The 26,406-nt window shown below is 44.7% G+C and carries 18 protein-coding genes and 1 pseudogene; 7 read left to right on the forward strand and 12 right to left on the reverse strand.

Annotation, left to right across the window (positions count from 1 at the left end; genetic code table 11):
- Positions 1-5: 5 nt before the first annotated feature.
- From GA520_RS24500 to GA520_RS24525, 6 genes are all read left to right on the forward strand, one after another.
- Positions 6-1,163 (forward strand): SIR2 family protein, encoded by a 1,158-nt coding sequence (locus GA520_RS24500; RefSeq protein WP_163336036.1) that lies wholly within the window; start codon positions 6-8, stop codon positions 1,161-1,163.
- Positions 1,153-3,057, forward strand: coding sequence for an ATP-binding protein (locus GA520_RS24505; protein ID WP_163336037.1), 1,905 nt, complete (start codon positions 1,153-1,155; stop codon positions 3,055-3,057). The genes GA520_RS24500 and GA520_RS24505 overlap by 11 nt, the downstream gene beginning before the upstream one ends.
- Positions 3,050-3,259, forward strand: coding sequence for a KTSC domain-containing protein (locus tag GA520_RS24510; RefSeq protein WP_163336038.1), 210 nt, complete (start codon positions 3,050-3,052; stop codon positions 3,257-3,259). The genes GA520_RS24505 and GA520_RS24510 overlap by 8 nt, the downstream gene beginning before the upstream one ends.
- A gap of 3 nt (positions 3,260-3,262) precedes the next feature.
- Positions 3,263-4,504: an exonuclease SbcCD subunit D C-terminal domain-containing protein gene (locus GA520_RS24515; RefSeq protein WP_163336039.1), complete on the forward strand. Its 1,242-nt coding sequence runs from the start codon at positions 3,263-3,265 to the stop codon at positions 4,502-4,504.
- Positions 4,505-4,515: 11 nt separating this feature from the next.
- Positions 4,516-7,770, forward strand: a complete 3,255-nt coding sequence (locus GA520_RS24520) for an AAA family ATPase (protein WP_163336040.1) — start codon at positions 4,516-4,518, stop codon at positions 7,768-7,770.
- A 212-nt stretch (positions 7,771-7,982) separates the two neighbouring features.
- On the forward strand, positions 7,983-8,204 hold the full coding sequence (locus GA520_RS24525) for a hypothetical protein (protein WP_163336041.1): 222 nt from the start codon (positions 7,983-7,985) through the stop codon (positions 8,202-8,204).
- A gap of 37 nt (positions 8,205-8,241) precedes the next feature.
- Here the strand turns inward: GA520_RS24525 and GA520_RS24530 are convergent, their stop codons facing one another.
- Genes GA520_RS24530 through GA520_RS24575 form a run of 10 tightly spaced genes read right to left on the reverse strand, consistent with a single transcriptional unit; the run spans position 8,242 to position 19,781 of the window.
- Positions 8,242-11,394: a conjugal transfer protein TraG N-terminal domain-containing protein gene (locus GA520_RS24530; protein ID WP_163336042.1), complete on the reverse strand. Its 3,153-nt coding sequence runs from the start codon at positions 11,392-11,394 to the stop codon at positions 8,242-8,244.
- A 7-nt stretch (positions 11,395-11,401) separates the two neighbouring features.
- Positions 11,402-12,850, reverse strand: coding sequence for a conjugal transfer protein TraH (locus tag GA520_RS24535; protein WP_163336043.1), 1,449 nt, complete (start codon positions 12,848-12,850; stop codon positions 11,402-11,404).
- Positions 12,832-13,767: a conjugal transfer protein TraF gene (locus GA520_RS24540; protein ID WP_163336044.1), complete on the reverse strand. Its 936-nt coding sequence runs from the start codon at positions 13,765-13,767 to the stop codon at positions 12,832-12,834. The genes GA520_RS24535 and GA520_RS24540 overlap by 19 nt, the downstream gene beginning before the upstream one ends.
- Positions 13,727-14,281 carry a S26 family signal peptidase gene (locus tag GA520_RS24545; protein ID WP_163336045.1) on the reverse strand — a complete coding sequence of 185 codons (555 nt, stop codon included), beginning with the start codon at positions 14,279-14,281 and terminating at the stop codon, positions 13,727-13,729. Before GA520_RS24545 ends, GA520_RS24540 begins: the two co-directional genes overlap by 41 nt.
- Positions 14,256-14,588 carry a hypothetical protein gene (locus tag GA520_RS24550; RefSeq protein ID WP_163336046.1) on the reverse strand — a complete coding sequence of 111 codons (333 nt, stop codon included), beginning with the start codon at positions 14,586-14,588 and terminating at the stop codon, positions 14,256-14,258. Before GA520_RS24550 ends, GA520_RS24545 begins: the two co-directional genes overlap by 26 nt.
- A complete protein-coding gene (locus GA520_RS24555; protein ID WP_163336047.1) occupies positions 14,585-15,358 on the reverse strand; it encodes a TrbC family F-type conjugative pilus assembly protein in 774 nt (257 codons plus the stop codon). Before GA520_RS24555 ends, GA520_RS24550 begins: the two co-directional genes overlap by 4 nt.
- The gene (locus tag GA520_RS24560; RefSeq protein ID WP_163336048.1) at positions 15,334-16,260 is read right to left on the reverse strand and encodes a TraU family protein; all 927 of its coding nucleotides are present in this window, start codon (positions 16,258-16,260) and stop codon (positions 15,334-15,336) included. Before GA520_RS24560 ends, GA520_RS24555 begins: the two co-directional genes overlap by 25 nt.
- Positions 16,247-16,897 (reverse strand): hypothetical protein, encoded by a 651-nt coding sequence (locus GA520_RS24565; protein ID WP_163336049.1) that lies wholly within the window; start codon positions 16,895-16,897, stop codon positions 16,247-16,249. The genes GA520_RS24560 and GA520_RS24565 overlap by 14 nt, the downstream gene beginning before the upstream one ends.
- Positions 16,887-19,433 (reverse strand): TraC family protein, encoded by a 2,547-nt coding sequence (locus tag GA520_RS24570; RefSeq protein ID WP_163336050.1) that lies wholly within the window; start codon positions 19,431-19,433, stop codon positions 16,887-16,889. Before GA520_RS24570 ends, GA520_RS24565 begins: the two co-directional genes overlap by 11 nt.
- 3 nt (positions 19,434-19,436) lie before the next feature.
- On the reverse strand, positions 19,437-19,781 hold the full coding sequence (locus GA520_RS24575; protein ID WP_304511268.1) for a TraV family lipoprotein: 345 nt from the start codon (positions 19,779-19,781) through the stop codon (positions 19,437-19,439).
- A gap of 1,250 nt (positions 19,782-21,031) precedes the next feature.
- Here GA520_RS24575 and GA520_RS24580 point away from each other — a divergent pair.
- Entirely contained in the window at positions 21,032-24,196 is a 3,165-nt protein-coding gene (locus GA520_RS24580) for a leucine-rich repeat domain-containing protein (protein ID WP_163336052.1), read from the forward strand.
- A gap of 962 nt (positions 24,197-25,158) precedes the next feature.
- On the opposite strand, the pseudogene GA520_RS24585 reads toward GA520_RS24580, so the two are convergent.
- Together GA520_RS24585 and GA520_RS24590 are read right to left on the reverse strand one after the other, a co-directional pair.
- Positions 25,159-25,484: pseudogene (locus tag GA520_RS24585) on the reverse strand (hypothetical protein); the annotation flags it as partial.
- A 373-nt stretch (positions 25,485-25,857) separates the two neighbouring features.
- Positions 25,858-26,241 carry a response regulator gene (locus GA520_RS24590; protein ID WP_163336053.1) on the reverse strand — a complete coding sequence of 128 codons (384 nt, stop codon included), beginning with the start codon at positions 26,239-26,241 and terminating at the stop codon, positions 25,858-25,860.
- Between the last annotated feature and the right edge of the window lie 165 nt (positions 26,242-26,406).

Below are 26,406 nucleotides of genomic sequence, written 5' to 3' on the forward strand. Positions count from 1 at the left end.
GCTTGATGGACGAACAATATGATATTGCTGGAAGAATTAATATTCTTAGACAGGGGTTAACGTCTGATAAAAATCGAGTGGCTTTTTTGCTCGGTGCTGGCTGCCCTTTATCAATACGTAATACCGAAGGTCAACCGCTAATTCCTGATATTGCTGGTTTAACTAAAGCTGTTTGTGAAAAGTTAGAAAAGGATAAAATTACTACACTAAAGACTGGAATTGTTCTATCTGAAGGCAGAGAGCCCACAATAGAAGACATTTTAAGTCGGATACGATTACTAATTGATGCTATCGGTGCGAGTGAGTTTGATGGACTTAATAAAGAAGATCTCACTAAAATGGAAAAGGAAATATGTGAGAAAATCACAGAAGAGGTAAACAAAGAACTTCCTAATGAGATTACTTCTTATCATAATTTAACTTCATGGATTTCTGGTATACCAAGGGAAAATCCAGTAGAAATCTTCACACCTAACTATGACCTATTGATAGAGTCATCTTTAGAGTACAAAAATATTCCATTTTTTGACGGATTTGTTGGTTCAAGAAATGCATTTTTTGACCTTCATTCCATGGAGCATGAAGAGCTTCCATCTCGTTGGGTTCGACTCTGGAAGCTTCACGGGTCTGTTAACTGGTGGATAGACGATACCGGTAAAGTATTTAGAGGGATTCCAAAAAGTGATAACGGCAACAAGCAAATGATTTACCCTTCTCATTTGAAATATTCTCAGAGCCGTAGAATGCCATATTTAGCAATGCAGGATAAATTGTCGACCTTTCTAGCTACAGGGCAATCAGTGCTTGTAACAAACGGTTATTCGTTTGTTGATCAGCATCTTAATGAAATTATAACCCAACGATTGTCTGCTAACCCTAGAAGTGTTTGTTTTGGCTTGCTATATGGCAATATTGAACAATATCCTGAGGCGTTAGATTGTGCCCGAAAGACAACAAATTTACATCTATTAGCTAAAAATGCTGCTTTCTTTGCAGGTGAACAGAAGGCTTGGAAAAATGGAGATTCGATAAACCCATATGACTATCTAACTGAACAAGATGGAGAGAGTACACAATGCAAAATAGGGGATTTTGGTGCCTTCAGTCGGTTTTTGCTTAAGCAAACCGGCAGTCACAGGTCGGAGGGTCAAAATGAAAGTTGATCCATCTTTCATAGGCACTGTTCAGGATGTAATGGGAACAACGGTAACTGTAGCATTATCCAATGAAACGATTACAGGCATTAGTTTTATTGATGGTGAGTGTTATCGTATTGGCCAAGTGGGCAGTTTTGTAAGAATACCAGTTGGGTTTACGGATTTGTATGGGCTTGTATCACAGGTTGGTGCAGGCGCTGCTCCTGTGAGTGAGTTGGAAATATCTCCATATGGTAACCGGTGGCTTCAGATTCAACTTATCGGGGAACGAATGCGGGATGGTCAGTTTCAACGAGGCGTATCCCAACATCCAACGATAGAGGATAAAGTTCATATAGTTACGGAGAGGGATCTGCATGCTATCTACGGCCCTTCAGATCCAATAGACTTTGTATCTATTGGACATCTCGCAAGTGCAGAAAGCATCCCGGCTTATATTGACATTAATAAACTGGTGACGCGTCATTCATCAATTGTTGGATCAACTGGTTGTGGAAAGTCGACAACTGTGGCTGGCTTGTTGAATTCGATATCGGATAGATCACAATTCCCCTCAGCAAGAATATTAGTACTAGATATTCATGGTGAATACTCAAAAGCACTAGGTGATCGAGCAAGGGTTATTAAAGTTGGTGCGGATACGAGCAAGAATGAAAATGAGCTTCAAATTCCTTTCTGGGCGCTTAATTTTGAGGAAATGACAAAATTTGCTTTCGGAAGCTTAGATAATTCTAAGTATGCAACTATCTCTGATTGGGTGATCAAGCTCAAGAGAGAATCTTTAGAAAATCAACCAATTAATGGTATTGACCCTGACGCTATTACTGTTGATAGCCCAACGCCTTTTTGCCTACATAAGCTATGGTATGAGCTGTATAAAAAAGATTTCATGACGATTGTTCCCCGCCCAGGTGGTGCTGCAGATGAAGTTGACCCTGCATATGCTCAAGATTCTCATGGGAATGATTTGATTGGTGATGCGATGTCGGTCATTCCTCCAATTTACAGAACAGTTAAGACAACCGGCCCTGCGCCTGAGCGTGTTCAATGGGGAAGAGAGCCCATTGGAATTAGACAACAGCTCTCAACCTTAGGGTCTAAGCTCAGAGATCCACGATATAATTTTATTTGCAACCCAGGTAATTGGAAACCAAATATTGATGGAAAAATTGATAGTGATTTGGACTCATTAATCCAAGGATGGATTGGGAATGAAAGTCCAGTAACAATACTAGATTTGTCCGGAATACCATCATCAATACTAAACGACATTATCGGTGCAGTTTTAAGGATAATCTATGATGCTGTTTTTTGGGGTAGAAATTTACCTGAAGGAGCAAGAGAAAGACCTCTTCTTCTTATTTTAGAAGAGGCTCATACGTACCTTGGAAAAGAAAATTCAGGCTCTGCAGCCTTAGCAGTCAAACGAGTTGCTAAAGAAGGACGAAAGTATGGTGTAGGGATGATGGTTGTCAGCCAGAGACCTTCGGAGATTGATGCTACTATTTTGTCACAATGCGGTACTATAATTGCCATGCGATTAGCTAACAATATCGATAGAGGCCATATTACTGGAGCGGCATCTGACAATCTTAAAGGGCTTTTTGAAATGTTACCCATCTTGAGAACAGGAGAAGCAATTATTGTTGGCGAAGCCGTAAGTTTGCCAATTAGAACATTAATTGATCCACCTACACATGATAGACGTCCAGACAGTATTGATCCAAAAGTTGCCGCACACGGATCGGAAGAAGATGGTTTTGAGGGACCAGGAGGTTGGAATCAAAAGAAAGAAGTGGAAAACTATAAACCTATGATTCATCAGTGGCGAACGCAGTCCTCAAAATACAATCATGATTTTCATAAAACTTTACTGAATGAAGGAGAGAATAATGAGTGAATGGATCTCAACCCCTGAGTCATCAAATGTGGCAGGTTTTTGTTATGAAGCCCAAGTATTAACTGTGGAATTTAATAGTGGCAGTCGCTATGACTATTATGACGTTCCTGAACATGTTTTCGAAGGAATGAAACAAGCTGAATCTAAAGGAAGATATTTAAATTCCGAAATAAAAGGTCATTATAGGTATGCACGGCAATAACCCATGAAAATCCTCCATACCTCTGACTGGCATCTAGGACGCTCTCTTTATGGCCGGAAGCGTTATGAAGAGTTTTCAGCGTTCCTTGATTGGTTGAGTGAAACTATTCAGAAAAAAGAAGTCGATGCATTACTGATTGCTGGAGATGTTTTCGATACAAGCACTCCAAGTAACAAAGCTCAAGAGCTCTATTATAGATTTCTTTGCCGGGTTTCCGCTTCTTGTTGCCAGCATATTGTTGTCATTGGGGGAAACCACGATTCCCCATCATTTCTCAACGCTCCGAAAGAACTACTGCGTGCACTCAATGTTTTTGTGGTTGGAGCAATGACAGAGAATCCAGAAGATGAAGTGATTGTTCTTCAAGACCGCAATCAGGCCCCCCTGGCAATAGTATGCGCTGTACCGTATCTCAGGGACAAGGATATTCGTACTGTTGAGCCGGGTGAGACCATTGATGATAAAAACGCCAAGCTGATAGAAGGGGTGAAGGTCCACTATGAGAAAGTATGCTCTATTGCAGAGAGCAAAAAGGCAGACCTTGAGAAAGCCGGACATGAAAAGGTGCCTATCGTTGCAATGGGTCATCTTTTTACCGCTGGAGGCAAGACCGTTGAGGGTGACGGCGTTCGAGAGCTTTATGTAGGCTCTTTAGCCCATGTGGAGCAAGATGTATTCCCCTCATCAATTGATTATCTTGCGTTAGGTCATTTGCATGTTCCGCAGGTAGTTGGCGGAGCTGCGCATATTCGGTACAGCGGATCTCCCATTCCTATGGGTTACGGAGAAGCAAAGCAAGACAAGAAGGTAATACTTATTGAATTCAATACTAATACCCCAAAAATTCATGAAATTCAGGTTCCCTGCTTCCAGGAATTAGTTCGTATTGTCGGCACGCTGGATGATATTCACGCTAAGGTTGAACAATTGAAGTATGATGAAAGTCAGGCGTGGCTTGAGATCGAATATACCGGTCGTGACATAGTCGGTAATCTTCGGGAAATTCTGGATGAGGCATTGACTGGTTCTGCTATGGAAATCCGTCGGGTAAAAAACAAGCGTGTTATGGAGCGATTGATTAACTCTATTGAAGATGACGAAACCCTTGATGACCTGGATGTAAATGACGTTTTTACACGCTGTTTGGATGCTTTTGACGTCCCGGAGGAAGACCGTATTGAACTGACTACATCACATGCCGAAATAATTCAGTCTCTCAATGAAGAAGACGTCAACGTTGACTAGAGAGGCAAAATATGAAGATACTTGAACTCAGGTTTCAAAACCTCAACTCTCTTTATGGCGAATGGCTCATTGATTTTGCAGACCCGGAATATGTGTCCAATGGCATATTTGCCCTGACGGGTCCTACCGGTGCGGGAAAGTCGACCGTTCTTGATGCTATTTGTCTCGCCCTGTACGGCGCTACGCCACGCCTCGGGAAAATCACCAAGAGTTCAAATGAAATAATGTCTCGCCAGACTGGTGAGTGTTATGCCGAAGTGTTGTTCGAGTCACAGGCTGGCCGGTTCCGTTGTCACTGGGAGCAGCGCCGTGCGCGGAAAAAAGCTGAAGGGAACCTGCAAGATCAGGAACACCAGATTTCAGATGAGATCACCGGAAAGCCGATCGAAACTAAAAAGAGTCTGGTTGTCGGCGTTATTGAAGAAAAAACCGGGATGGACTTTGACCGTTTCACCCGCTCCATCCTCTTGGCTCAGGGCGGATTTGATACCTTTCTGAAAGCAGACGCTGAGCAGAAGTCCAAGATTCTCGAGCAGATTACAGGTACTGAGATTTATTCTGAAATTTCACGGCGTGTTCATGAGCGCCAGCGTAACGAGCGGGAAAAACTGAACCTGTTGAATGCCGAAACATCCGGTATTGTGATTCTGGAGCCAGAACAGGAAATAGAGATTCAGCAGGAGCTTGGAGCAAAGCAGAAACAGGAGAAGGATCTTGCTGGAAAATCGACCGAAGCAGGCAAAGCCATTACATGGCTTACCAGTATTGAAGGACTGAAAAAGGAAATCAGCAGTCTTACTGAAGAGGCTGTTAAGGTACAGAGCAATGTTGAAGCATTTAAACCGGAACGAAACAAACTTGAGCGGGCCACGAAGGCTGCTTCTATTGATGGTCCACATGCAATGCTCACAGCCCTTCGCAAGCAGCAATCAGATGATCAAGCTAGCCTGAAAGTCGAAGAAGTGGCCCTGCCTGAGTTGAAAATTTCGGCAAATTCGCAGGCTGAAGCCCTAAAGACAGTTGAGACGCTTACTCTCAAAGTGAAAGAAGAGCTGAAAGTTGCTGCTCCGCTTATCCAGAAAATCCGTTCCCTCGATCAGAAAATTGCTGAACAAGCAAAGGGTGTTTCTGAACTTGCTGAAAGCTGTGCAAAGGAAGCAGCAAAGATAGATACCGATAAGCAGGCTCGAATGAAAGAGCAGCAGAAGAGAACCGAGGCTGAAAAAACGTTAGAGACTGTAGAGGAATATCTCAAAAAACACTCACAGGATGAGTGGCTGATCAGCGGTTTGGCCGGTATTGAAGAACAGTTTGGCAATCTGCTCACCAGACAAAAAGAGATCACTTATAAAGAAACTGATCTCAAGAACGCTGATACGGCCTTGGTAAAGGCGGCAAAGAAACTGGATGACACCACAAAGCAATGTGTCATACGTAAGCAGGAACTTAAGAATGCTGCAGAAAGCCTTCAGCAAGGAAAAGATGCCTTAGGCGAATTACTGGGTGACAAATTGCTGCGGGAATATCGCACAGAAAAAGAAACCCTGCTTCGTGAAATGGCATACCTCAGGAAAATTGAGGAGCTTGAAGATCATCGGGCCAAGCTGGAAGATGGAAAACCTTGTCCGCTCTGCGGTTCCAAAGAGCATCCTTTTGCCGAGGGCAATGTTCCAATGCCCGATGAAATCGAGCAGAAGATTGAGGCGCTAACTAAATTGATCACCAAAGCTGATGATCAGGAAGCTCTTATTAAAAAACTGGAAGTTGCTGAAGCTGTTGCCCGTAAAAATCTAAATGACAGCGAGAAACTGGAAACAAATGCAGATAACAATAAGAAGGCAGCAGCGAAAGCCCTTGCGGAACTGAAGGATGGCTTGGAGAAACTCCGTGCCGACTTTCTGGAACGGAAGCAGGCCGTATCCAAAAAGCTGCAACCACTTGGAATAGCAGAAATACCGGAGTCGAAAGTTTCATTACTGCTTGAATCTCTCAAATCCCGTCTAAAAGAATGGCAGAAACAGATCAATAAAAAGAGTGAGATCGAAAAACAGATTGCTAACATCGACAGCGAGATAAAGCGTCTGGATGCAGTCATTGAAACTCAAAGCACGGCCTTTACTGAAAAACGGGAAGGTCTGAAGCGGCTGAAACAGGAGCATGCTGATGCCGTTGATGAACGGAAGAAATTGTATGGAGTTAAAAAGCCTGATGATGAAGAAGGTCGCTTGAATAAAGCTATTGCAGATGCTGAAGGAAACGAAAAGACAGCCAGAAACCTGAATACTGAACTGCAGCAGAAATTATCGACAGCGAAATCACATATTGAAACCCTGAAAAATCGCATTGGGCAGAGAGAGCCCGAATTGCAAAGAGCGGAAACCGATTTCTCTTTAGTACTCACTTCGGTTGGATTTGTAGATGAAAAGCAGTTTCTTGAAGCAAAACTGACACCAGAGCAGAGGGATTTTTTGTCTGCCAAAGCAAAGGAGCTGGATGAGGGTCAAACAGACCTTAAAGCCAGACAAAAAGATCGTGAAATACGCTTGAGCAATGAGATAGCCAAGAATGTGACGGAAAAAAATCTTGATGAACTGGAACCACAATTCAAGGAATATGAAGAGTCACTGAAAGAGCTGCGTGATGTTATAGCCGGTCTTAAACATAAGCTAGGCGAAAATACAGCTGCCAAGGAGCGGGTAAAAGAAAAGCAGACCGCAATAGATGCTCAGAAAAAAGAGTGTCATCGCTGGGAAAAGCTGCATGGTCTTATCGGTTCTGCGGACGGTAAGAAATATCGCAACTTTGCTCAGGGTCTGACCTTTGAGCTGATGGCTTCACATGCCAACCGCCAACTTGAAAAAATGACCGATCGTTATTTACTTATTCGTGATGAACAGCAGCCGCTGGAGTTGAACGTTGTTGATAATTATCAGGCCGGTGAGATCAGGTCCACCAAGAACCTATCTGGTGGGGAGAGCTTCATTGTAAGCCTCACACTGGCGTTGGGGCTTTCCAAAATGGCGAGCCGTAAAGTTCGTGTAGATTCTCTTTTCCTTGATGAAGGCTTCGGTACTTTGGACGAAGAAGCATTGGAGACCGCATTGGAAACATTGTCCGGACTCCAGCAGGACGGCAAGCTGATCGGAGTGATTTCCCATGTATCAGCTATGAAGGAAAGGATTAGCACACAAATATCGGTAATGCCAGTGTCGGGTGGAAAAAGCACGATTGCTGGTCCTGGCTGTCGTAAAATTGTTAAGCATTGATGATAAATAAATCCTTACGTGCTCAATATGTAAGGATTTATTTGTCTCAACAATAATGAAATAGAGGTAAATAGGGCATTTTTTCTGCTAAAATTTTTCTGTTTGCTTAAGAAGAGTTGTAGATACGGCTGGCTTGACATCCTGATTGAAAATGATATTTTTTGAAAGTAAGCTTTTGCCTATGCGCTTTGCTTCTAGCAAGGAGAAATATCGTGACTCTTGGAACTCTCAGTATAATTGTAGGTTTGGTTCTCTTGGTCCTTGTAAAATTGTTTTTCAAGGATGAAGAGGCAGCTGATCAGAATGAAGGGCTTCATGGAGTAGACCAGAATGGCCTGACTGGTACTGATGCGTCTGATGATCCTAGTTTGGCTCATTTACCCGGTAACTCATACCATTATAGTTGGTCTGCAAATCATTCTGACCAAGAATAAAATGGCTCTTTTCCCGCCTTCTCATTCAGATTTGAAATCATCTATTTTTCTCAAACACACTGCCTTTCCAAAAATCCTCAGTGTCTGTTGGTGGAGTATAAGCTGCATCGCCATGTATGACCCTGCCGGAAGGCAGAATGATTCCTCCATCTTGTTTCCGTGGCTCAACCAGATTGCCTTCGTAATAAAAAGAGGGGTTCCTGTAGAAATCGTGAGTTGGTCTCGGAGGTGCACCTTTGTTCAATCCGGCCATGTCTTTCATCAGGTCTCCTGCAGTAGTATGAATCCCGCCGTGGCCAGATTCTTCAGTACGATTTCTGTTGCGAATATCGTGGGCTGGATCAGTGACAGAAGCTGCATTGGGATTGTCCATTGGAATGTCTGATTGTGGCTTTGCGAGAGTGTCATCTTTGATTCCATAGGTTTTTGATCCGGCAACGCTTGCAGCCATTCCAATGTCTTGCTTAAAAACTTGGTCTTGGACGCGATCTCTTGTGCCGGCAATGGTATTGCCTACTGTATCGGCAGTACTACCCCAACCATAGCCATTGCCACTGACAAAGCCGGTAACAATGGCTTGCATATTGTCCACGCCCTGACTTCCCTGCTGGGTCAGAAAATGATTGAAGTCGCTTATAGTTCGCCGTATGTTTTCGGGCGATTCATCTCCATAGCGTTCTGTGGCGTAATTTCTGACTAGAGCTGTGGTAAGATCTGCTCCGTATGATTCGGTGGCGCTTCTCATATCTCGGGCATCATTTAGGTACGAAAAAGCCTCAGTCGCTCCGATCTGTTTTGCCAGTTTCGTCATGTAATCGAGGCTTTTTGAATCCTGTAGTGTCTGTTGAAGAGATTCGGATCGTACTTGTGAAGCAGTATTTTCAAAAGCTTTGGCAGTTTCTTCAGAAACGTTGAAGTTTACAGCCTCGTTATCGTTGCCAACAACGGCAATTTGACCATTACCACTAAGTATTCTCTTAAATCTAGATCCTACTGTGGCTTGGAATTGTGCGCGTGTAGTTTCATCCATAGAGTGAACAAAACTGGACTTATCGCTCATTGCTCGTTTCCAGTTCTCTCGAGTTGCATTGTCAAGCCGAGTTGTGAAAGCACTGGCTTCATTGCTGGAAAGACTAGCTCTTTTCGCTGCATCCATAGCCAGTTGCCAATTTTGATTCCTGCCAAGACTATTGGAAGCAGCCACAATCTGTTGCTGTTGGGCCATGGCCGCAACTGTTATGGGATTGAGACCATTGACTGCTGCGTGAGTGGTGTGATGAGTTCCGGAACTGTCGACCGAGTAGGCGGCTCGGCCTTCTGCCATGGTGTCAACGGAGACTCCTTCGCCGCCTGCGCCGGTGGTAGTGACTGTGGTGGAGCCATCTGGGTTGACGGTTTCTGATTTCGTTCTGGTGGTGCTGCCGTCCGGGCCGGTTGAAACTTCGACAGGGCCTGTGCCTGTCCCTGCGCTCACCCTTGCCGAAGCCATCATGGTAGCCATTTCACTGTCTGATGTCCCCGGGGGGATCTGTCCGGATTCCTGCAGGGAGTTTTTCGCGTTCATGGCAGCCGTATATCCACCAACCGAGCGGTGGGTGCTCCAGGCCTGTGCCGCTGCCATGTTGGAAAACCGATGCTCCGGCATACCTGCAAGTAATCCGGCGGCACGTACCTGCTGGTTCATGGCTGCAGATGTTCCTTCCGGGGTGAGCAGTTGCCCGGCTTGTGCGCCGGCGGATTGCACTATTCTGCTGAGGTTGCCGGCAAGCATGGCCAGAGCATGGCCGCCGAAACGGATAAGCATCATGGAGAAAAAACTCGCCAGCATGATACCCGCTGAGCGAATCACTCCAAACATTGACAACAACTTGATGGAGATGGTCGGAAATGCAGCCATGGCATAGACACCCAGATTGGACTGGCGCATATCTTCAAAGGCGTAGGATGCATAATCCATGGCCGCTCCGTGGATCACGGCATCGGTAATCCCCCAGGTGGTGAGAAACACGAAAAAGCCAAACATCACCGACACTGCCTTACCGACAACAGGGGTGAACAGAAAGAGGACCAGGAATGGTATTACACCAATGGCAATGGAGGTCATGACTGCCCGGATAATTGGGATCCATTCGTTCATGGTGAGGCCGATGCCGAGGCCGGTGGAGGTGATCTTGCGATTACTCTCCATGAGCATGGATGTCTCGTAATCGTCCTGAAAATAAAAGTTGTAGAGGATTTCGGCAATCTGGCGTTGTTGGATGATCTTTTCCGGGGTGGTGGCGGTGCCGGTGGTAAAATTCAAGGTACTGGTGAGCAGAGTTTTGCAGGTGTTCAATTCAACTGCATTGGCTGGATCAAAATATGCCTTGCTGCATACCTTCTTTATGGCCTCATCGTAATTGGTGGGGTTGGCATAAATGGGCTGCAAGCTGTTCCAGGCAGCACTGCAGGTGACGTTGGTCCCTTCCGGGTGAACAGCATCATAATAAACTGTATAGACTGCCGGATTGACCGCTGCGCTCAGGTCGCTGAGAAAATCCGAGGTGTTGTTGCGCAGATCATCGAGTGATAGTGTGGTGCCTGGTCGCAACAGCTCAAAGGTCACGCAATCCTTGACGTAGCGGATCATGCTGGTTCTGGCATAGTTGTTCTTGGGTGCTGATCCCTTGACCGACTCCAGAGCCTTGAACCCAATGCCACCGGCGGTCGAGCTAAACTGGGCATCGGGAGCGGCGGCGGTATCGATGATATCGACCATTCCTCTTTCGATCTTGTTGAGAAAGCCTGCGGTAAAGACCACTGCATCCGGTACCTGTCCAATCGTCTGGAACCTGTTCAATACCGGGTCATAAACAGTGATATTGCCCTTGGGCACAAAGAGAGCCAGATAGAGGACAGCGCCAAACAGTACCGGCACGGCCCACACCAAGGGGATGACCCGCGCTCCAGTAGCCGCACGTGCCAGCCAGGCGCTAACCCCGGCTATAAGACCAAGCACCATGACGACAAAGAGCAAACCCTGGTAACCTGAATCGCTGAAAATGAGGGCAATCTTGGTGAAGGCCTGGGTTATAGGATTGAATCCTCCGTAGGTATAATATTCCATATCCAGGGCAAAGACGTGTCCTGCCGAAAGCAGGAACAGGCAGATAGCAGCTGGTGCGATAATTGGGAGTTTGATGCTCTTCATACGCCCGTCACATCTGCAGTCTTGCCGCGACATCTTTACCATAGCGACGGGTAATCTCGGCGGTTATCTGTTGTTCAACCTTCTGCATGTGCTCAAGGTAATCCATGATTGTCGACATCTCTTTTGCCGAGGCCACATAACTTGCCCGGGCAGCATCTTGAAGTCGTCTGATTCGCGCCTGCATAAGAGAGATATTCTGGTCGGCATGTTCGGCGAAAATGACAGCCGCACAATTCTCCGATGGTTGGCCACTGGCGGCTCCAGCTTGTTTCTCGAGCATTTCTCTTGCCTTCCAGGCGATGGTCTCGGCCCGCACGTACAGATCGGACAGCATCTGCAGGGCGTAGGCATTGGCGGTGATATCGGCAAGACCGGCTACAGCGGCCTCTTTCATGCCTGAGCCCACGGCGGTTTTGAGGATAGGAAGGGCGGATAGGGGGCTTGCGGCCAGAAATGTCTCTTCGTCCCCGCTGAGTACACCTTTGTTTTCGATTTTATCAGCAATGGAGTTCAGAATATTCTGGACGTATTGGCGTAAGTCACGGTTTGTATCAGTAATCTGACTGCAGGTTCCACCTGAATTTTTGGCGAACACCTCGCCACTTGTAAACGCCTTGATATCGTCGGGGTTATTCTCCGAGCATGGTGGTTCATAGGCAATCTTGTAGGCGTTGGCAGAGCCCTCGAGGTTGACGTCGCCAACCAGGCCGCGAATAAGACTGGTGTAATCGGCAGGCAGGCTGATTTTGCTACCGACATTGTCGAGCAGGGATCCACCCGAGAGGAAGGTCGCTGTCATTTCGCTGTTACAGCCACTGGTTACCCTTGAGACATCCGCCGGCTGCGGAACGTTATTGTTGGCTTGATCCTCGGTGGTGATTATATCCCACATTTCGGATACACCCTGGCTCAGCTTGTTTTCCTTGATGGAGGTGCCGAGTTTTTCCTTCATCACCTCGCTGGAGTGAAAACCGTTTTCATCCATGACCACCCCGACCAGTTCCTTTGCCGCCGCGCATTCATCGAGCTGCATGGAGTTGAGCTTGTCGGAGATAGCCTCAAAGTTTTTGATGGTATTGGCGCATTGCTCGCAAAGTGTTTTCAGACCAAGGTCAAAGGCCACTGCAGCGGCACCGGAAAGAATACCCTGGAGCTTATCCACCAGGTAGTCAGTGTTCATGAAGGAGAAACCACCCATGAATACATCGATCCCACCGCAACCGCTCTTAATGCGGGGCGTTTCAATCGTGACCGGATAGGAGACACTGCTTGGCCACCGGGCGTTGAAACTGCCTCCGGAATAGTAACCTCGCTGTTGTCCGGAGAGGTAATTGGGGGAGGTGGTTGTTTTTTGATCAAGCCAGTCGTCTACCCAAGCGGATGATGCAACAACGGGATGTAGTAAAAGTGATATTGTCAGAGTTGCGGCGAGGATGGCTACTTGGCGTTTTTCCATGGCTGTTTTCCCTTATTCAAGATTGATGTTGGATCAAACGCTGAGCCTTTTTGAAAGTCGTACATCAGGAAAGTGTCTCCCCGGGTGTTCCCCTGTAGCAAACGGATGGCTCGGTAGAGTTTTCTTTCCAACTCTGACATTGCGATGACGCCACTCGCTACGGTCATGTAGTTATCCTGTCCCTTTTTGATAAGGAGCAGGGTTGGGGTAATGGTGATGTTAAAACGTGCCGCGCTATTGATATTCCTGCTGATATCCACGGTTTTGATCTGCCAGCCGTATTTGTCGACGAAATAGCTGAGAATTCCTGCCTGTTTTTCACAAAAGCCGCATCCGGGGCTGACGAAAAACAACAAAGCATGATCGTTGCCGGCACGATTTATCGTCTGGGATATTTCATCCTGCTGCATGCTGACTCTGGCGGTGACACCAGGTCCCGCCGTTGGATAGACATGATTCACATTGAACAGCTGACCATATTTCTGGGTGACGTACATGGTGGCATTGGTGTAGGCGAGGGCCTTGCGCCGGGCTATGTCCTGCATGGTTAAATACTCCAGAATGTGTTGCTCGGATGGGGTTTGAACCGCTTTTTTCTGCAGGACATTCAGGAGTTCCTGGAAATCGTCCGGGTACATATTCCACAGCTCTTCGATGGAATAGGTGTCCAGATTTGGCGCTTTATTGGGCTTGTTCAGGGATAACTCCGGTGGCCTTTTCGTTTCCACGTCTTCCGCTGGCGGATTTTCGTACCAGAACCAGCCGTGCTTGGTATCGGAGTAAAATCTGTTCTGTTGTTCGGGTTTCGCATCGAGATCGGCAGCTGTTGCATTGCCGGCAACGATCAACAAACACACCGACCAGAGCAGGAATAGATCACCAAATCGGCAAGGCTTTATAGAGAATGTCGTCAGCATGGACAAAACCGAAATATTTGGAATCAAAACTGCGTGGATTTGTCCCCACCATGAAATAGCTGTTCTCAGGCACCGGGCCGGAGAACTGAAACAGCGGCAGGGAACGACCTTTACTGTCTGTCTGCAGCGCTACTCCCAACAGTTTTTGACCGCAAAAGGAGTTCCTATCAACATCGGTGAAGAGAATATTCCCTGGACGGCAACCGACCTTTTTGATCATACGGTCATTTGCCGGATCCAGCCCTTTCTGGACAAAACCTGAATCCTTATGTCTGAACACCAGGTAATCGCCAAGTTTGATCTCGCTATTCGCCCTGGTGAGGAAAAATATCCGATGCTTCAGCGATGGACTGGTGGAAACAATGATCCGCTCCGGCAGCCATAAACCAACAAGAAGCGCCGCCAGAACGACAACAACCAGCGTTTTTTCCCGGCTGTTCAGCCTGAAAATCTTTGTTTTGGTCTTTAGCTCAAACTGTTGGGAGCAATTATTTGATACGGATCTCGTCTCCATTTCTCAGCACCACATCTTTCAAAACGATGACCTGATTAGGGTGGCTCGCGGCCTCACTGTTCAAAATCTGTTCAACGGCATCCAGCTTCATTGTCCACTGCTGTTCGGTAATTTCGCCGGCAGCCAGGAGTGCCTTTTGGGTGCGCAGATATCCTTTCAAGTCAAGGACCCTGATCTTTTGGGCAAACATTCTGTCATAGCCCATCACCATAGCTGCAGAAAGTATCAGGGCTAGAATGATCACCTCGAGATAACCAGGGCCGGTGCTTGCCGGTTTTTCAGGTTGTGTAGTGTTCTCTTCGCTCAAAGTGCGCCCCGTATTTTCTTGATCAGCTTGGTAATACCGGTGCTTTTCACTTCCCGGTTGATTCGTTCCAGGAGAAAATCAAGTCCGGCATCTCCCTGGACAAGGAAAGCGTCGCCTTCATGTTCGTAGACAACAGCCGGTACTCTGGTGATGCCGTATCTCGCGAACAGCGATGGTTGCAAGTGGATCGGTACTTCATACCGCTCACACGGTGTTTCCGTTCGAGGGCAATCCAGCTCTTTTTTCAAAATCCTGCTGAAATACGATTGTCCCTTATTGGTCCTCGCAGAAGACATTCCTCCGACCATCCCACGCATTACCAGCAAGACCTTGGGATCAGCGGCTTTATCTAAACCTGCGATATAGGCATGAACGGTTTCATCTGGTACCGAGCTTGAGATAAAGAGAAGAACCTTTTCCCCGGCTGCGAGACTCCCCTTTGGACCCGCCTGTTCTGCTGCCGTCTGTTGGCTCTTTCTTTTCCATGGAGCTGTATATTGACCAAAGACCTCTTTTTCCAACCGCTGCTGCTCACATTGGACACGTTCCTGAAACTCAGGAGAATGGAAGAGTCGAGACGTTTCCTCAGCTTCCTTCAACCCTTCCTCGCTATATTTGTTGACCGGCAGGGCCATTTTTTCTGCATCCTCTCTGGCCTTTTTCATGATCATAGACACATCGCTTTCGGTCAAATCCTGGGCATGGCCTGGCCATGGAAATGAGCAAAGGATAAAACTTGCAAAAATCAGCTGTCGCAGCAGGTACAGCATCGTTGTTTCCTGTAGAACACCCATAGAAATTCATCGTTTGAGCCTTTCGCTCCCTGGTAAGGCACATTTAGGCCGGAGTCGTAAAATTTAGCAGCTTTGCCCACTGGATAAGCTGGCGATCGGTCGTCTGGTCTGACGACGTGCATTTTGTAATGGCTCTTGACCCAGACAGGCGTATAGTCGCATCCACAGAGGTTATCCGCGGGATCACAGATCATGAAAAGCCGGTTGAGTTTATAGAGCAGTCGTGAGGCGACCGCGTTGTTAGCCTGGACGATATTGTCATTGTCCACATGGCCGGTCATCGGGTAAGCGGATCCACTGCTGCCGATACACCAGGGCATAAAGTCGAGAGGGTAACCAAGGTTGACTGCAGCGGCATCGGCCATGCAGGCCATTTGCATAGCCTTGTTGGCATAGAGTGCCGCTTCAGGCGTGATGATGGCGGACAGTTCGTCATTCTGCCACATGGAATCGTACTCGCTCCACCACATGCCGTAATCTTTATGTTTACAAAAGCCGTACATCATCGGGAAGAGATAGGCGTGTCCCTGGGCAAAGGTCGATTCATTAGCGATATCCACTGAATCCGAGCTCTTGTTCTTGCCGCCAAGCTCATCTATGAGTGATGATCCTGTTTGTTTCCCCAGATAGGCAGAATAGTTGGCCATGGAAACGGTACCTTCCACCAGGAAAGGCTCCCAGTATTCCCATATTTCTCCTTCTTCATAGTAAATGGGTGGTGGTCTGGGGCAGATACAAATGCCCTCGAATCTCAGCTCGATTTCTTCCCAATGGACGTCTGAGGCTATATTAAAAGAATCACCCGACTTCGCTGCCCATGTAGAGAATGGGAACGAGAGCAACAGAAAGATGAGGACAATGGATTTATCTTGGCGCATCGTTTTCCTCAGTATTTCCCTCTTGAGGTACAAAAAATTCATGCACCTGCAGCATGTTGTCTTTTTGTATGACCAGGGATGGTGCCGCTGCCAGCTGCAACCGCTCTGCAATTTCGTCGACCAGGTAAAACACCGAACGTTTGAGCTGTTCAGTGAGCTGGAAAGCATAGCCACCAGCGAGCAGCAGCCGAACCTTATGATTAGTGGCATAAGGAGTTTGCTTAAACCATTTGATCTGGGAGGGATCATCACCGTCAATAACCAGCAACCCTCCAGGGAATGAGACATAATCAAGGGGATTGAAGGTAAACCCCCTGGGGTAGATCACCTTGCCGTTGCCGTCGACCAAGTCCTGGTCAAGGGTATAGGTCATATCAACCAGAAAGGTTCTATCCTCTGTTGCCCGTGGAAGTGGATGAAGATCCTCAGGCTGATATGTTCTTACCCGATCGAGGAGCTCATTCTCCTCAACATGATTCTTTGCGACGGCCTGTTGTTCCAGCTCTGTTGCAATATCCGGCTCGACTACCTGATACAACTTGCCGGCAACACCGAGGTGCTTGGCCTCCCCAAAAGCGGGCCAAGCACCAAAAACAACGTAAATGGTAGAGAAGAGAATAGAGAGTTTACAATTCACCTTGATGCCTCAGGTTAACCATTTCCTGGATTGCTTCATGGTAGGTTTTGCCATGAGCAACCATCTGCTCGATTTTTGCTATTTCGCTGGCCTTGGAAGTGTAGATGAAATAGGCGTAATCGTTGACCACCAGCCGGGCCACACCCACCCCAAAGGGGGTGTCAAAAAAGAGTTCGGAGTATTTTGGCGGATTGGATTTGACGCTTTTCAGCAGCTTGAGGGTGAAGTTGTCATAATCGATCAACCCTTTCTTTTGGGCCTGGTCAAAGTCGGTCGATTCCAGGTAAATTTTAAACGCCGAATTGGAGTTGATGACGTTTCCGACTTCCCCAAAGTTTTCCAGGTCGAGCAGGGATTGGGTGATGACCATGAAACTGCCGTTGTATTTCCTAGCCCGGCGGTAGCCTTCGTTGATGACTGGGGCGATCATGGCACCCTTGTCGAGAAATTGCCAGGCCTCGTCAAAGATGATGAGTCGCGGCCTGGATCGGTCGGAAAGATAGAGATCCTGGGTAACACCATTGATGATCAGAAGGGTCACGACCCGATACAGGTCCGGTTGAACCTTCAGGTTTTCCAGCTCGAGCACCACAAATTCATCCCGACGGATGTCAAAGGTGCTTGGCCCGACGAAGAATTTACCGTGAAAGCCGTGGCTGGTGAATTCACGGATATTGAAGGCCATTTTTCTGGCAACTTCGATAAGCTTGCTGTTGTCGGCCATTTCATCCAGATCCGAGCCCGGCGCATTGGGGAACTTCATGAGAAATTCGTAGACTGTGTCTGCGTCAGCCTCTTGCCCCTTTTGCTGCCAGGCCCAGCGCACCGCGTTGCGGATCAGGTTCATCTCAGTGTCGTTGCATTTCTCCCGATCAGAGTTGGAATAAGCCATCTGCGCAAAGACTGCGGCGACACTTTTCAGCTCTTCGTCGGGTTCCCGTATATGGGTAAAGGGATTGAGACAAATGTTGATATTGGGGCCAAAGTCGAGATACTTGGCGCCAAGCATATTGGCGATCTTTTTATATGAACCGCCGATGTCGATGATCCGCACCAGAGCACCGCACGCATAGTAGTTGAAGGCAATGAAGTTGACCTGGAACGATTTGCCTGATCCGGAGGTGGCACAGCAAAAGACGTTTTGGTTGGTGGCATGGGGATCAAAAAAATCAAGAGACACCAGCTGGCCTTTCCTGCCGGTGAAAATCAGCTTTGGCTCACCTCCGGAACCGGCAAAATCGCCTTGAACGGGGAGAAGCGGGGTAATCGATGGCACAGGGGCGATAAAGTCCCGCTCCAGGTTTTCAATGTTTTTGCCGGTGGTATAGAGGCCGAACGGAAGCGAGGAGAGGAACAGGATTTTGAGGATCATGTTGTCCTGCTGCATTACATAGCCGTTATTTTCCCACAATCGCCTGACCCGGGTGCAGGAATCCTTGGCCTGTTCGAGGTCGTCACTCCATACCCAGAATATGGGTAATATCTTAACGAACTTTTCCCCCCGTTCGAGGTCGTCGGTCGCGGCCAGATACTCCTCCTGTTTGCGCCGAAGAGTAGGAGAAAGAGAACCAACGGCCTGCTGGTTGAGTGTCAGGTTGCATTTGGCATGCAGTTTCATCTCGAGGCCTGCCTCAAAAACGATATTAAAACCGTAAAGGAAATCGGTCTTGATCTGGTCGGCATCGGATATAACGCCCCATATTCCACCAAAGAGTGAATTGGTTTGCAGAGGATCGATACTGATGGGGATCACTTTGGGAGTTGTGCAGCAAAAATAATGTTTGCCTATCTGCATGTGATCTGATTCTTCCCGAATCACCGTATCGCTGTTGATGATCTGCTTGCGTATGGGGATGATCGGATTGTAGGTATGGAGGTTCTGTTCCGGATACTCATCAGGATAGCTGTTGAACAGCCTGCGACTCCATTCCAGCAGGGCTTGAGGGTGCATATGTCGAGGTGAGAGAAGTGCTGCTTTCAGGGTTTCATGTATTTGCCGTTTAATATCAAGTAGAGGTGCTGTTTTCTCTTTTTTTGCAAAATCTGCAGAGACTTTGAACTCCTGAGTGTCGCCAGGCATCTTGACAGCGACAAATAGCCTGAAATTGCGAACAGGGATATTGGAGCAGGCTTCCAGACCTTTCTTCCCCTCTACGAGGAATGACACTACAGCATCGGTATTGGTGCTGACAATGGTCTCGGCTCTGGTTCGGTTATCCTGGTAGCGGGAAAGGATCGGTTCGATATGGGAATCGGCATGAAAGAGAAGCTGAATAACACTGTCTTTTGGTAAACCTGCACGAAACAACCCTTCAAGTGCAGTAATGGTTTTGGGACCTGCGTAGATCACCGGGGCGCACTCCCACAACAGGCCAAGGCTTCCATCCTGGTTCAGGTATATTTCCAGCTCTGGGTCATATGCCAGATAATTGAGATAGGAAGAAAACGGCGATCGGTTGGTCATCTTTTCCAGATCGCTATGTTTTAAATATTCCCTTGGGCCAAGGAGAATTCTCTGCAGGAACTCGGAAAGCATAGGCTATTGCTCCTCGAGGTCAGTCAGAACCCACTGCGAGTCCTCAATTTTGAGATAAACATAACGACTCATGAACAGCTCTTCGTCTTCTCCTTTATAGGGGAGCAAGAGAACTCGAAGTATTTTGGGTGGCTGCAGGAGCGGCTTTGTTTCTTCTTTAAGAAGCTCGCTGACTATTTTGTAACGGTTTTCTTGTAACTCTTTCTGGGCTGTTTCTGCAGGATCTGGGATAACCGCTGCTTCTGTCTTCGGATACCGGGCTTTTTGGTAAGCAGTGGGTGTGTCGATACATTCTCCAGCATCATCCTTTGCGCGACATTTGAAGTCCTCATTGTAGGGATTGAGCACAGGGCCACATCCGACCAGGAGGACTAGAAATAGAAAAGAACTACAGCTTACAATTAGATTAATTATGTTCACAGGTCATTTCCACGAGTCGAATTATTACCCCAACGGGTGTCCTAGGATTATCTGTTGTCCTATTATCTATTTTCTCAGGGGATGACTTGTGATGTGGAATGAAATAACGGGAAAAGAATTGATGGGATCAGTAGAAAGCTAGGTCTAAGTGCAATAATGGTGATGCGGAGTCAGTGTCTGTAACGCAATTCCTAGCAACTTGCCGCAGGGAAAAGGCTGCTATATGAAAGTTGATAGTAGGGGGGAATCTTATGAGATCGGTATGTTCCCATAAGAAGGTATCAGGAAAAGTCTTTGGCAGTGCAAATCTCGAATATGCGATTGAAGGATAGTCACTATTAACCACGATTCCTAACACTACTCTGTGAGAGAAAAACAATCATAGTCTGGAATTATCTTCGGGCTAGAAATGGGTGGTTTTGAATGTGATCAGGATATTGATAAGAAAGTAGTATCTTGCATTCGGTTTACAAGAAATGGAGCAACAAATATGCGGGTTTCTTTGCCTGAAGTGGCAGTAGTGTACTTTGGGGGTTAACAGGAATAAGGTAAACCCATCCCTCTGGCAAAGGGGGTAACCTTGCCAGTGCTAAGGTGATCAATACAAAGTATACCAGGCATGCTTGACAGCATATTCTTTAATTCTAAAAAATAGGTGGCTAGGAGTTATTAGGGCCAACAGTTGCGACCTCTTGAATGCCATGGAAACTTCCCTGTTTTCATGTTCCTGTGCAACATCCTGATATTTAATGTTTTTAACGTGTTCGCTTGTTTGCTCATTTCGTTTTAACCCGGTTAATTTCGTCTAATTTGTACCTGTTTCACGAAAATCGTCTACGAATCGTCTACGGTTAATCTTTTAACTCATTCCCAAATATTCTTCACTCGAATGCATATGTAGATAGGTCCTGACGAAAAAAATGATCACTTGTTGAATTTTTTGTAGAAATACTGATATGCATCATCTGCGTAGTGGATTCTATTTAATGTAGAATAGTTGTCTATTCAGACAATGTGGACACTAGGTTTGTTTAGTAATTAAAAAGTGCTACATGGTGGTGTTTTTGCAATTAATTACGTAGATGTACCTATTTACAAATCTTGAGGAAGTTGTTAGGCCATGGTGTGAGAAAGGAAATTAGTAATAATTGAATACGCATCATTTTCTGGGGGGATAAATGATTAAGCACACCTGGGCCATCCTAATAATTTTATTGTCACTCTTTGTCGGTAGTTCCTATTCTGCTGAACTTAAATGTTTAGATGCTTCTGAAGGTGTTTTTGTAAGAAGTTCTGGGCAACCAGTTATTGAATCATTAACATTCCCAGGTTTAGCCGGTCCAGCTCTTATAACAATCCGTAATGGCGCTACTGATGATACCCTTGAAAGGGTAAGTAGTTCAGTCATATCAGTTAATGGAATTGATCTCGCAACACCGGATGTCTTTAATCAAAATGTTGGATTTGTTGAATTAGAAGTTGAGTTATTTGAAGGTGATAATGAATTAGCAGTTCAGTTAATGGGTAAACCAGGTGGCATAATATCTATTGAGATTATCCAAGAAGTTGATGCAGAAGCAGCTGCTTTTATAGGATCTTTGGGGGGAACCCTGGAAGTAACTAATCAAAATAGCCCCTTGTATCAAACCAAGCTCATCATCCCAGAAGGAGCAATTGATACAAAACAAGTAATTAGCATTTCAATACCTCAACAAGTTCCTGTAGTTCCAACTGAGGCAAATTCTGTATTCATGGTTGAGCTTTTACCACATGGGTTATCACTTTTGAAACCAGTTGTACTATTATCTCCACCTGACCAATCATTCCAATATAGAATATGCTACGCTTACAATGAAGCTCAAAACTCATGGACATACTGGCCTACTAGTTATGACAACATTTCTAATAGGTCAGAGGTTGAAATATCTCATTTTAGTTTCCATTCATGGTGGGAAGGGTTGGAAAAACAATGTGAAATTAGTTGGTATTATTTTGATACAACAACTTGTCCTTCTTATATCTGCCCTATAGATAGTGAAGGAAACCTTGACGACTCCTTGTTTATTGGCATGATTGAAGAGGCAATGAGAAAGTGGGAGAAAACAATTAATAACGTTGTTCACTTTGAACGTACTTATAATAAAGAAAATGCAGATTTAATCCTATTATGGGACCTTTTCAAGGAAGATAATCCAAATATAGGGGTAGCATTTTATGCTGCTCCACTAGATGGAGTTTTTAAGCAAAGTATAACATTTAACCTAAGATATACTTATCATTCTGCTACTTCAGACACGATGGTTCCTGCCGGCACAGTACCTTTTAGAGAGGTAGCATTACATGAGCTAGGTCATACATTCTCCTTGCCGGACAATTTAAAAGATACATGGAGAAACGATTTTACCCCAATAATGGCTGGAAAGACTAATACTACCTATTCTAGGTATCCTTATATTTCTTTATCGTCAGAAGATGTTGATAATATCACATTAGCCTATTGGAAAGAAAACCCAACAGGTTGTTCTGATACTGATAATGATTACATCCCAGACTATTACGATAACTGCCCTGTTTACAATCCGTTACAAACTGATACTGATAGTGATGGAATAGGTAATGTTTGTGACGGGCCAGATGAAGTCGTCCTGCCTGGTGAAATATACCCGGAAAACAATGATTTAATAAATATATCTTCTGATAACTTATTTTTTTGGCCAGATTCAATAATTCCTGACGGGACCCAATATTGTATCGTTATTCGTGATCGCGGTGGTTTGTTAAATGATAAAGAAGATGATGAAGAAGTTTTTAATACTTGTGAACTGGATCGTGATGAATATGAGGAATTCTCAGACCCAGAATATTTATTACTAGCAAATACATTATATCCGGGCCAGAACTACACATGGTCTGTTTTTGCTGAGACTTCTAATGGTGAATTTTATGGTGGGGAAATTTGGTTGAATTTCTCTACAACAGCAGAACAATCACCTTGCGAGCAAGGTAATCTTGATTTTTGTATATTTGAGCCAGATTGCGAATCTGCAGGTGGTTACTGGTGGAGTAATAACACTTGCCATAGCGAATCTGAAGCTCCAGTATGCATTGATTCAGATGATGATGGATTCTTTGTTGAGGAAGTTTGTGGTGCAGAAGTTGACTGTGATGATACAGATTCTAATACTTATCCTGGTGCTATTGATGTTTGTTATGACGGGATAGATAATAATTGTGATGGTGATATTGATGAAGGTTGTGGTGATGATAGTGTTTTATTTCCTGATCCCAACTTAGAGCAAGTAATTAGAGAAAAAATTCAGAAACCGACTGGAATGATATATGTTTCAGATTTGGAAAATATAACAGAGTTGTTTGCATTTAACCGTGGTATTGCAGATATATCCGGGTTACAGTATTGCATTAACTTAATAGATCTTAATCTTAACAAAAATAATGTTTCAGATTTATCACCAGTTGCTCAGTTAACCGATTTGCAAGAATTAAGCATATGGGAGAATAAGGTCTTAGATTTAACTCCTCTGATCAATTTATCAAAACTTCGTACTTTATGGGCCGGGGAGAACAATATCTCAAATTTAGCTCCTTTAGCAGAGCTTGATCAACTTATTGAATTATCTGTATCAGATAACCAAGTATCAGACTTGTCACCCTTAAGTGAGCTTATTAACTTGACAAGACTTGGTGTTGCTGCAAACAACGTTTCTGATTTGGCTCCAATAGCAGATTTAACCAACTTGTGGGATTTAGGACTGAGTGAAAATCAAATTAGTGATATCTCACCACTATATAAATTAACTAATTTGACTAGACTTTCTCTGGATCATAATTCGATTACCGATATATCGCCATTAAGCAATATGCTTAGAATGGTTCGCTTATATCTGGATTATAACCAAATTGTTGACCTGTCTCCTTTGGCCCAGTTGATTAATATTGTTGAGTTAGACTTAAGTTTAAATACTGGAATAAGTGATTTGGCACCGTTGAACAAATTAACCAGTCTGCAACAATTAACCGTTAGTGGGTATAGCATTTATGATTTATCTCCTTTGAGCGGAATGAATAATCTGGTGTTTTTAGGAGTAACTGGGACAAATGTTTCAAACTTGTATCCATTATTGAATCTATCAAATATTAGATTCCTGAACTTGGGATACAATCAAATATCAGATATTAGTATGATTAAAGATATCTCCGGAATCAGTAGTGGAGACAGGGTAGATATTCGATGTAATTCATTAAATGATGATGCATATAACCTGTATATTCCTGAGCTACAGAATTTAGGTGTTACGGTATATACTCAAACTAATTGTTACTGATATCTTCTGTTATTTTCCATGGTCGCCCATAGTTTAATCAAATATACAAAAGTAACAGCAACGCCTTTTTTAAACTGCAAAGATATTGCCTTGAAAAGGTATTTTTTTAGGTGTTGTTTGCAGATATTATCTATTACTTATAATAATAAATGATTCTCAATTTATTTTTAGCGTTTAAATTAGACTATAAGCCATTTTAAAATTTTCAGGAATTATTTTGTGCAAGCATAATTGCACTCCAAAGTTAACAATTGGTCCAAAAGTATGACCTATCTTCACAGATTAATTATGAGGATTAGTTCTGAATCTTCTTCTTAACAAGGGAGGTAACATTTTTACCGGAATCGATGATTTAGTATATGGATATATTTCTTTATCTCCATCTTTTTAAATCAATAAAACGAACGTTATTTTATCACGTATGCTGCTTAAGAAAACGTATACTTTTTTGATCGGTATACGTGATAAAAAAATCCAATTAACCCTTTTTGTTTATCTTTACCAGAAATTCAAACTATGGATAGGTTGAGGAAGGGAGTATGAATGGCAAGCTCAGAATATTAGGATTGCCTTGACAAATATCCCCCAAACCAGAACTCCCCCTATCTTTATATTATTCCTGTGAGGGTAGACCTGGCTACTTCTCTGAAAACGCTCAGAAATGGAGCAACTGCAAAGTTTACGTATAACCAAAGAGCAGTTATTCTCAGGAACTGAGGCCTGCATTTAACATTGCAATTTTCAAAGGTCAACAGTTCTGTATTACCATTTAACTTAGGGTATTTACCGTGCAGGTAGGCTAGGAAGAAGGTCAAATAGAGTCACTGGTAATATTTTCAGACCTTTTCGATATGGCAACACTAGTGTGGGTACCAGCCACGTTAGCAAGTCCGGCAACATTGACTTGTTAGCTGTGACCAGCTGGGCAAACCTGATTCCAAGTTTTTGAATTTTATTCAAAATCAAGATGAACAGCTATAGTGCGACACGCCACCAACGTTAAAAAACGGCCTAGGTTTTAGACGATAGTATTTATCCTCTACTTCTTGTGATTGCTCATCATATGGGTAGCTAAGTACTTCTTGCAACTCTCTAACTAAGGTGTAGTCACCCTGCAAGGCTTGTTGGTAGGCGGGCACAATCAACCACTCTCGCCATGTATATTTTGGGTTAGTCTGTTTAATACTTGCTGATATCTCGGGCAAATTGCCGTCTTTAATGAGGATATCTGGCCAGCTTTTAACCAAGCTTGCCATTGCTCATCGAGTTGTTGTGAAGTATTAACGTATTTCAGACCTTGAATTATAGGTAGCTGCATGTCGTCGTCAGAGATCGCCTGTGGGCGTTTGAAGATCTTTTTATATCAGGCATATTGCATGGATTAGCAAGAACAGGAGCAGGGAGGCATCATTTCAGTCGTGATTTTCAATAGGTTTTGCATCCCTACGTTTATGTCTATCTTGGACTGAAAAAGGCTCAGGTAAAATTCCGGTTACACAGGGAATTTCTCAATGTTAGTCTTTGCCACTTATCGAATTGTTACCCACGGAAAAGATCGAATCAGAGACTCTTAGTCGGGAGTTTGGACGTCCAATTGTTTCCGTAAAATAGACATATAACAGAACGAGAAAGCTAAAATTTATTGATGTAAGTTGCGAGACTTAATGACTCATTTGAACAGTATTTTCCAACAGTTGTTTAACGGCTGTTTTGATCGAATAGATACTTGGAGGCTTGGAGATAAACAGAGTGTGGTGCAAGGAGCAGAATGATTCAAATTCATTTGTAACATTACCTGTACAAAAAATGAATTTTTCAAGAACCTCGGGTTTGATCATCTTGAGTTCATTATAGAGGTCTAGTCCGGTAAGCCGAGGCATTGTCACGTCACAAATAACCACATCATATTTATGGTTTCCTATCAGACTCAAAGCTTCCATACCATCACTGGCGGTAGTAATGTGTGCTTCGTCATCAAAGATGGCTGAAAAAATATTTCTTATTGCTTCATCGTCATCAACTATCAGGAAATGCGGTCTATTCATTCTGTGATATCCTCTATTGTACGTGACTATTTTTTTCTCCCTGAAATTATCCTTAACTCACAGAGCTTAAAAATAACTTAAAATAGCGATAAGTATCATTTTCCTGTAAGGTGGCAGCTACATTTTTCTGGGTGTAGTGCCACAAATAACGACAAACTAATAAGT

Source organism: Desulfopila sp. IMCC35008, from assembly GCF_010646885.2.
Classification (GTDB): Bacteria; Desulfobacterota; Desulfobulbia; order Desulfobulbales; family Desulfocapsaceae; genus Desulfopila.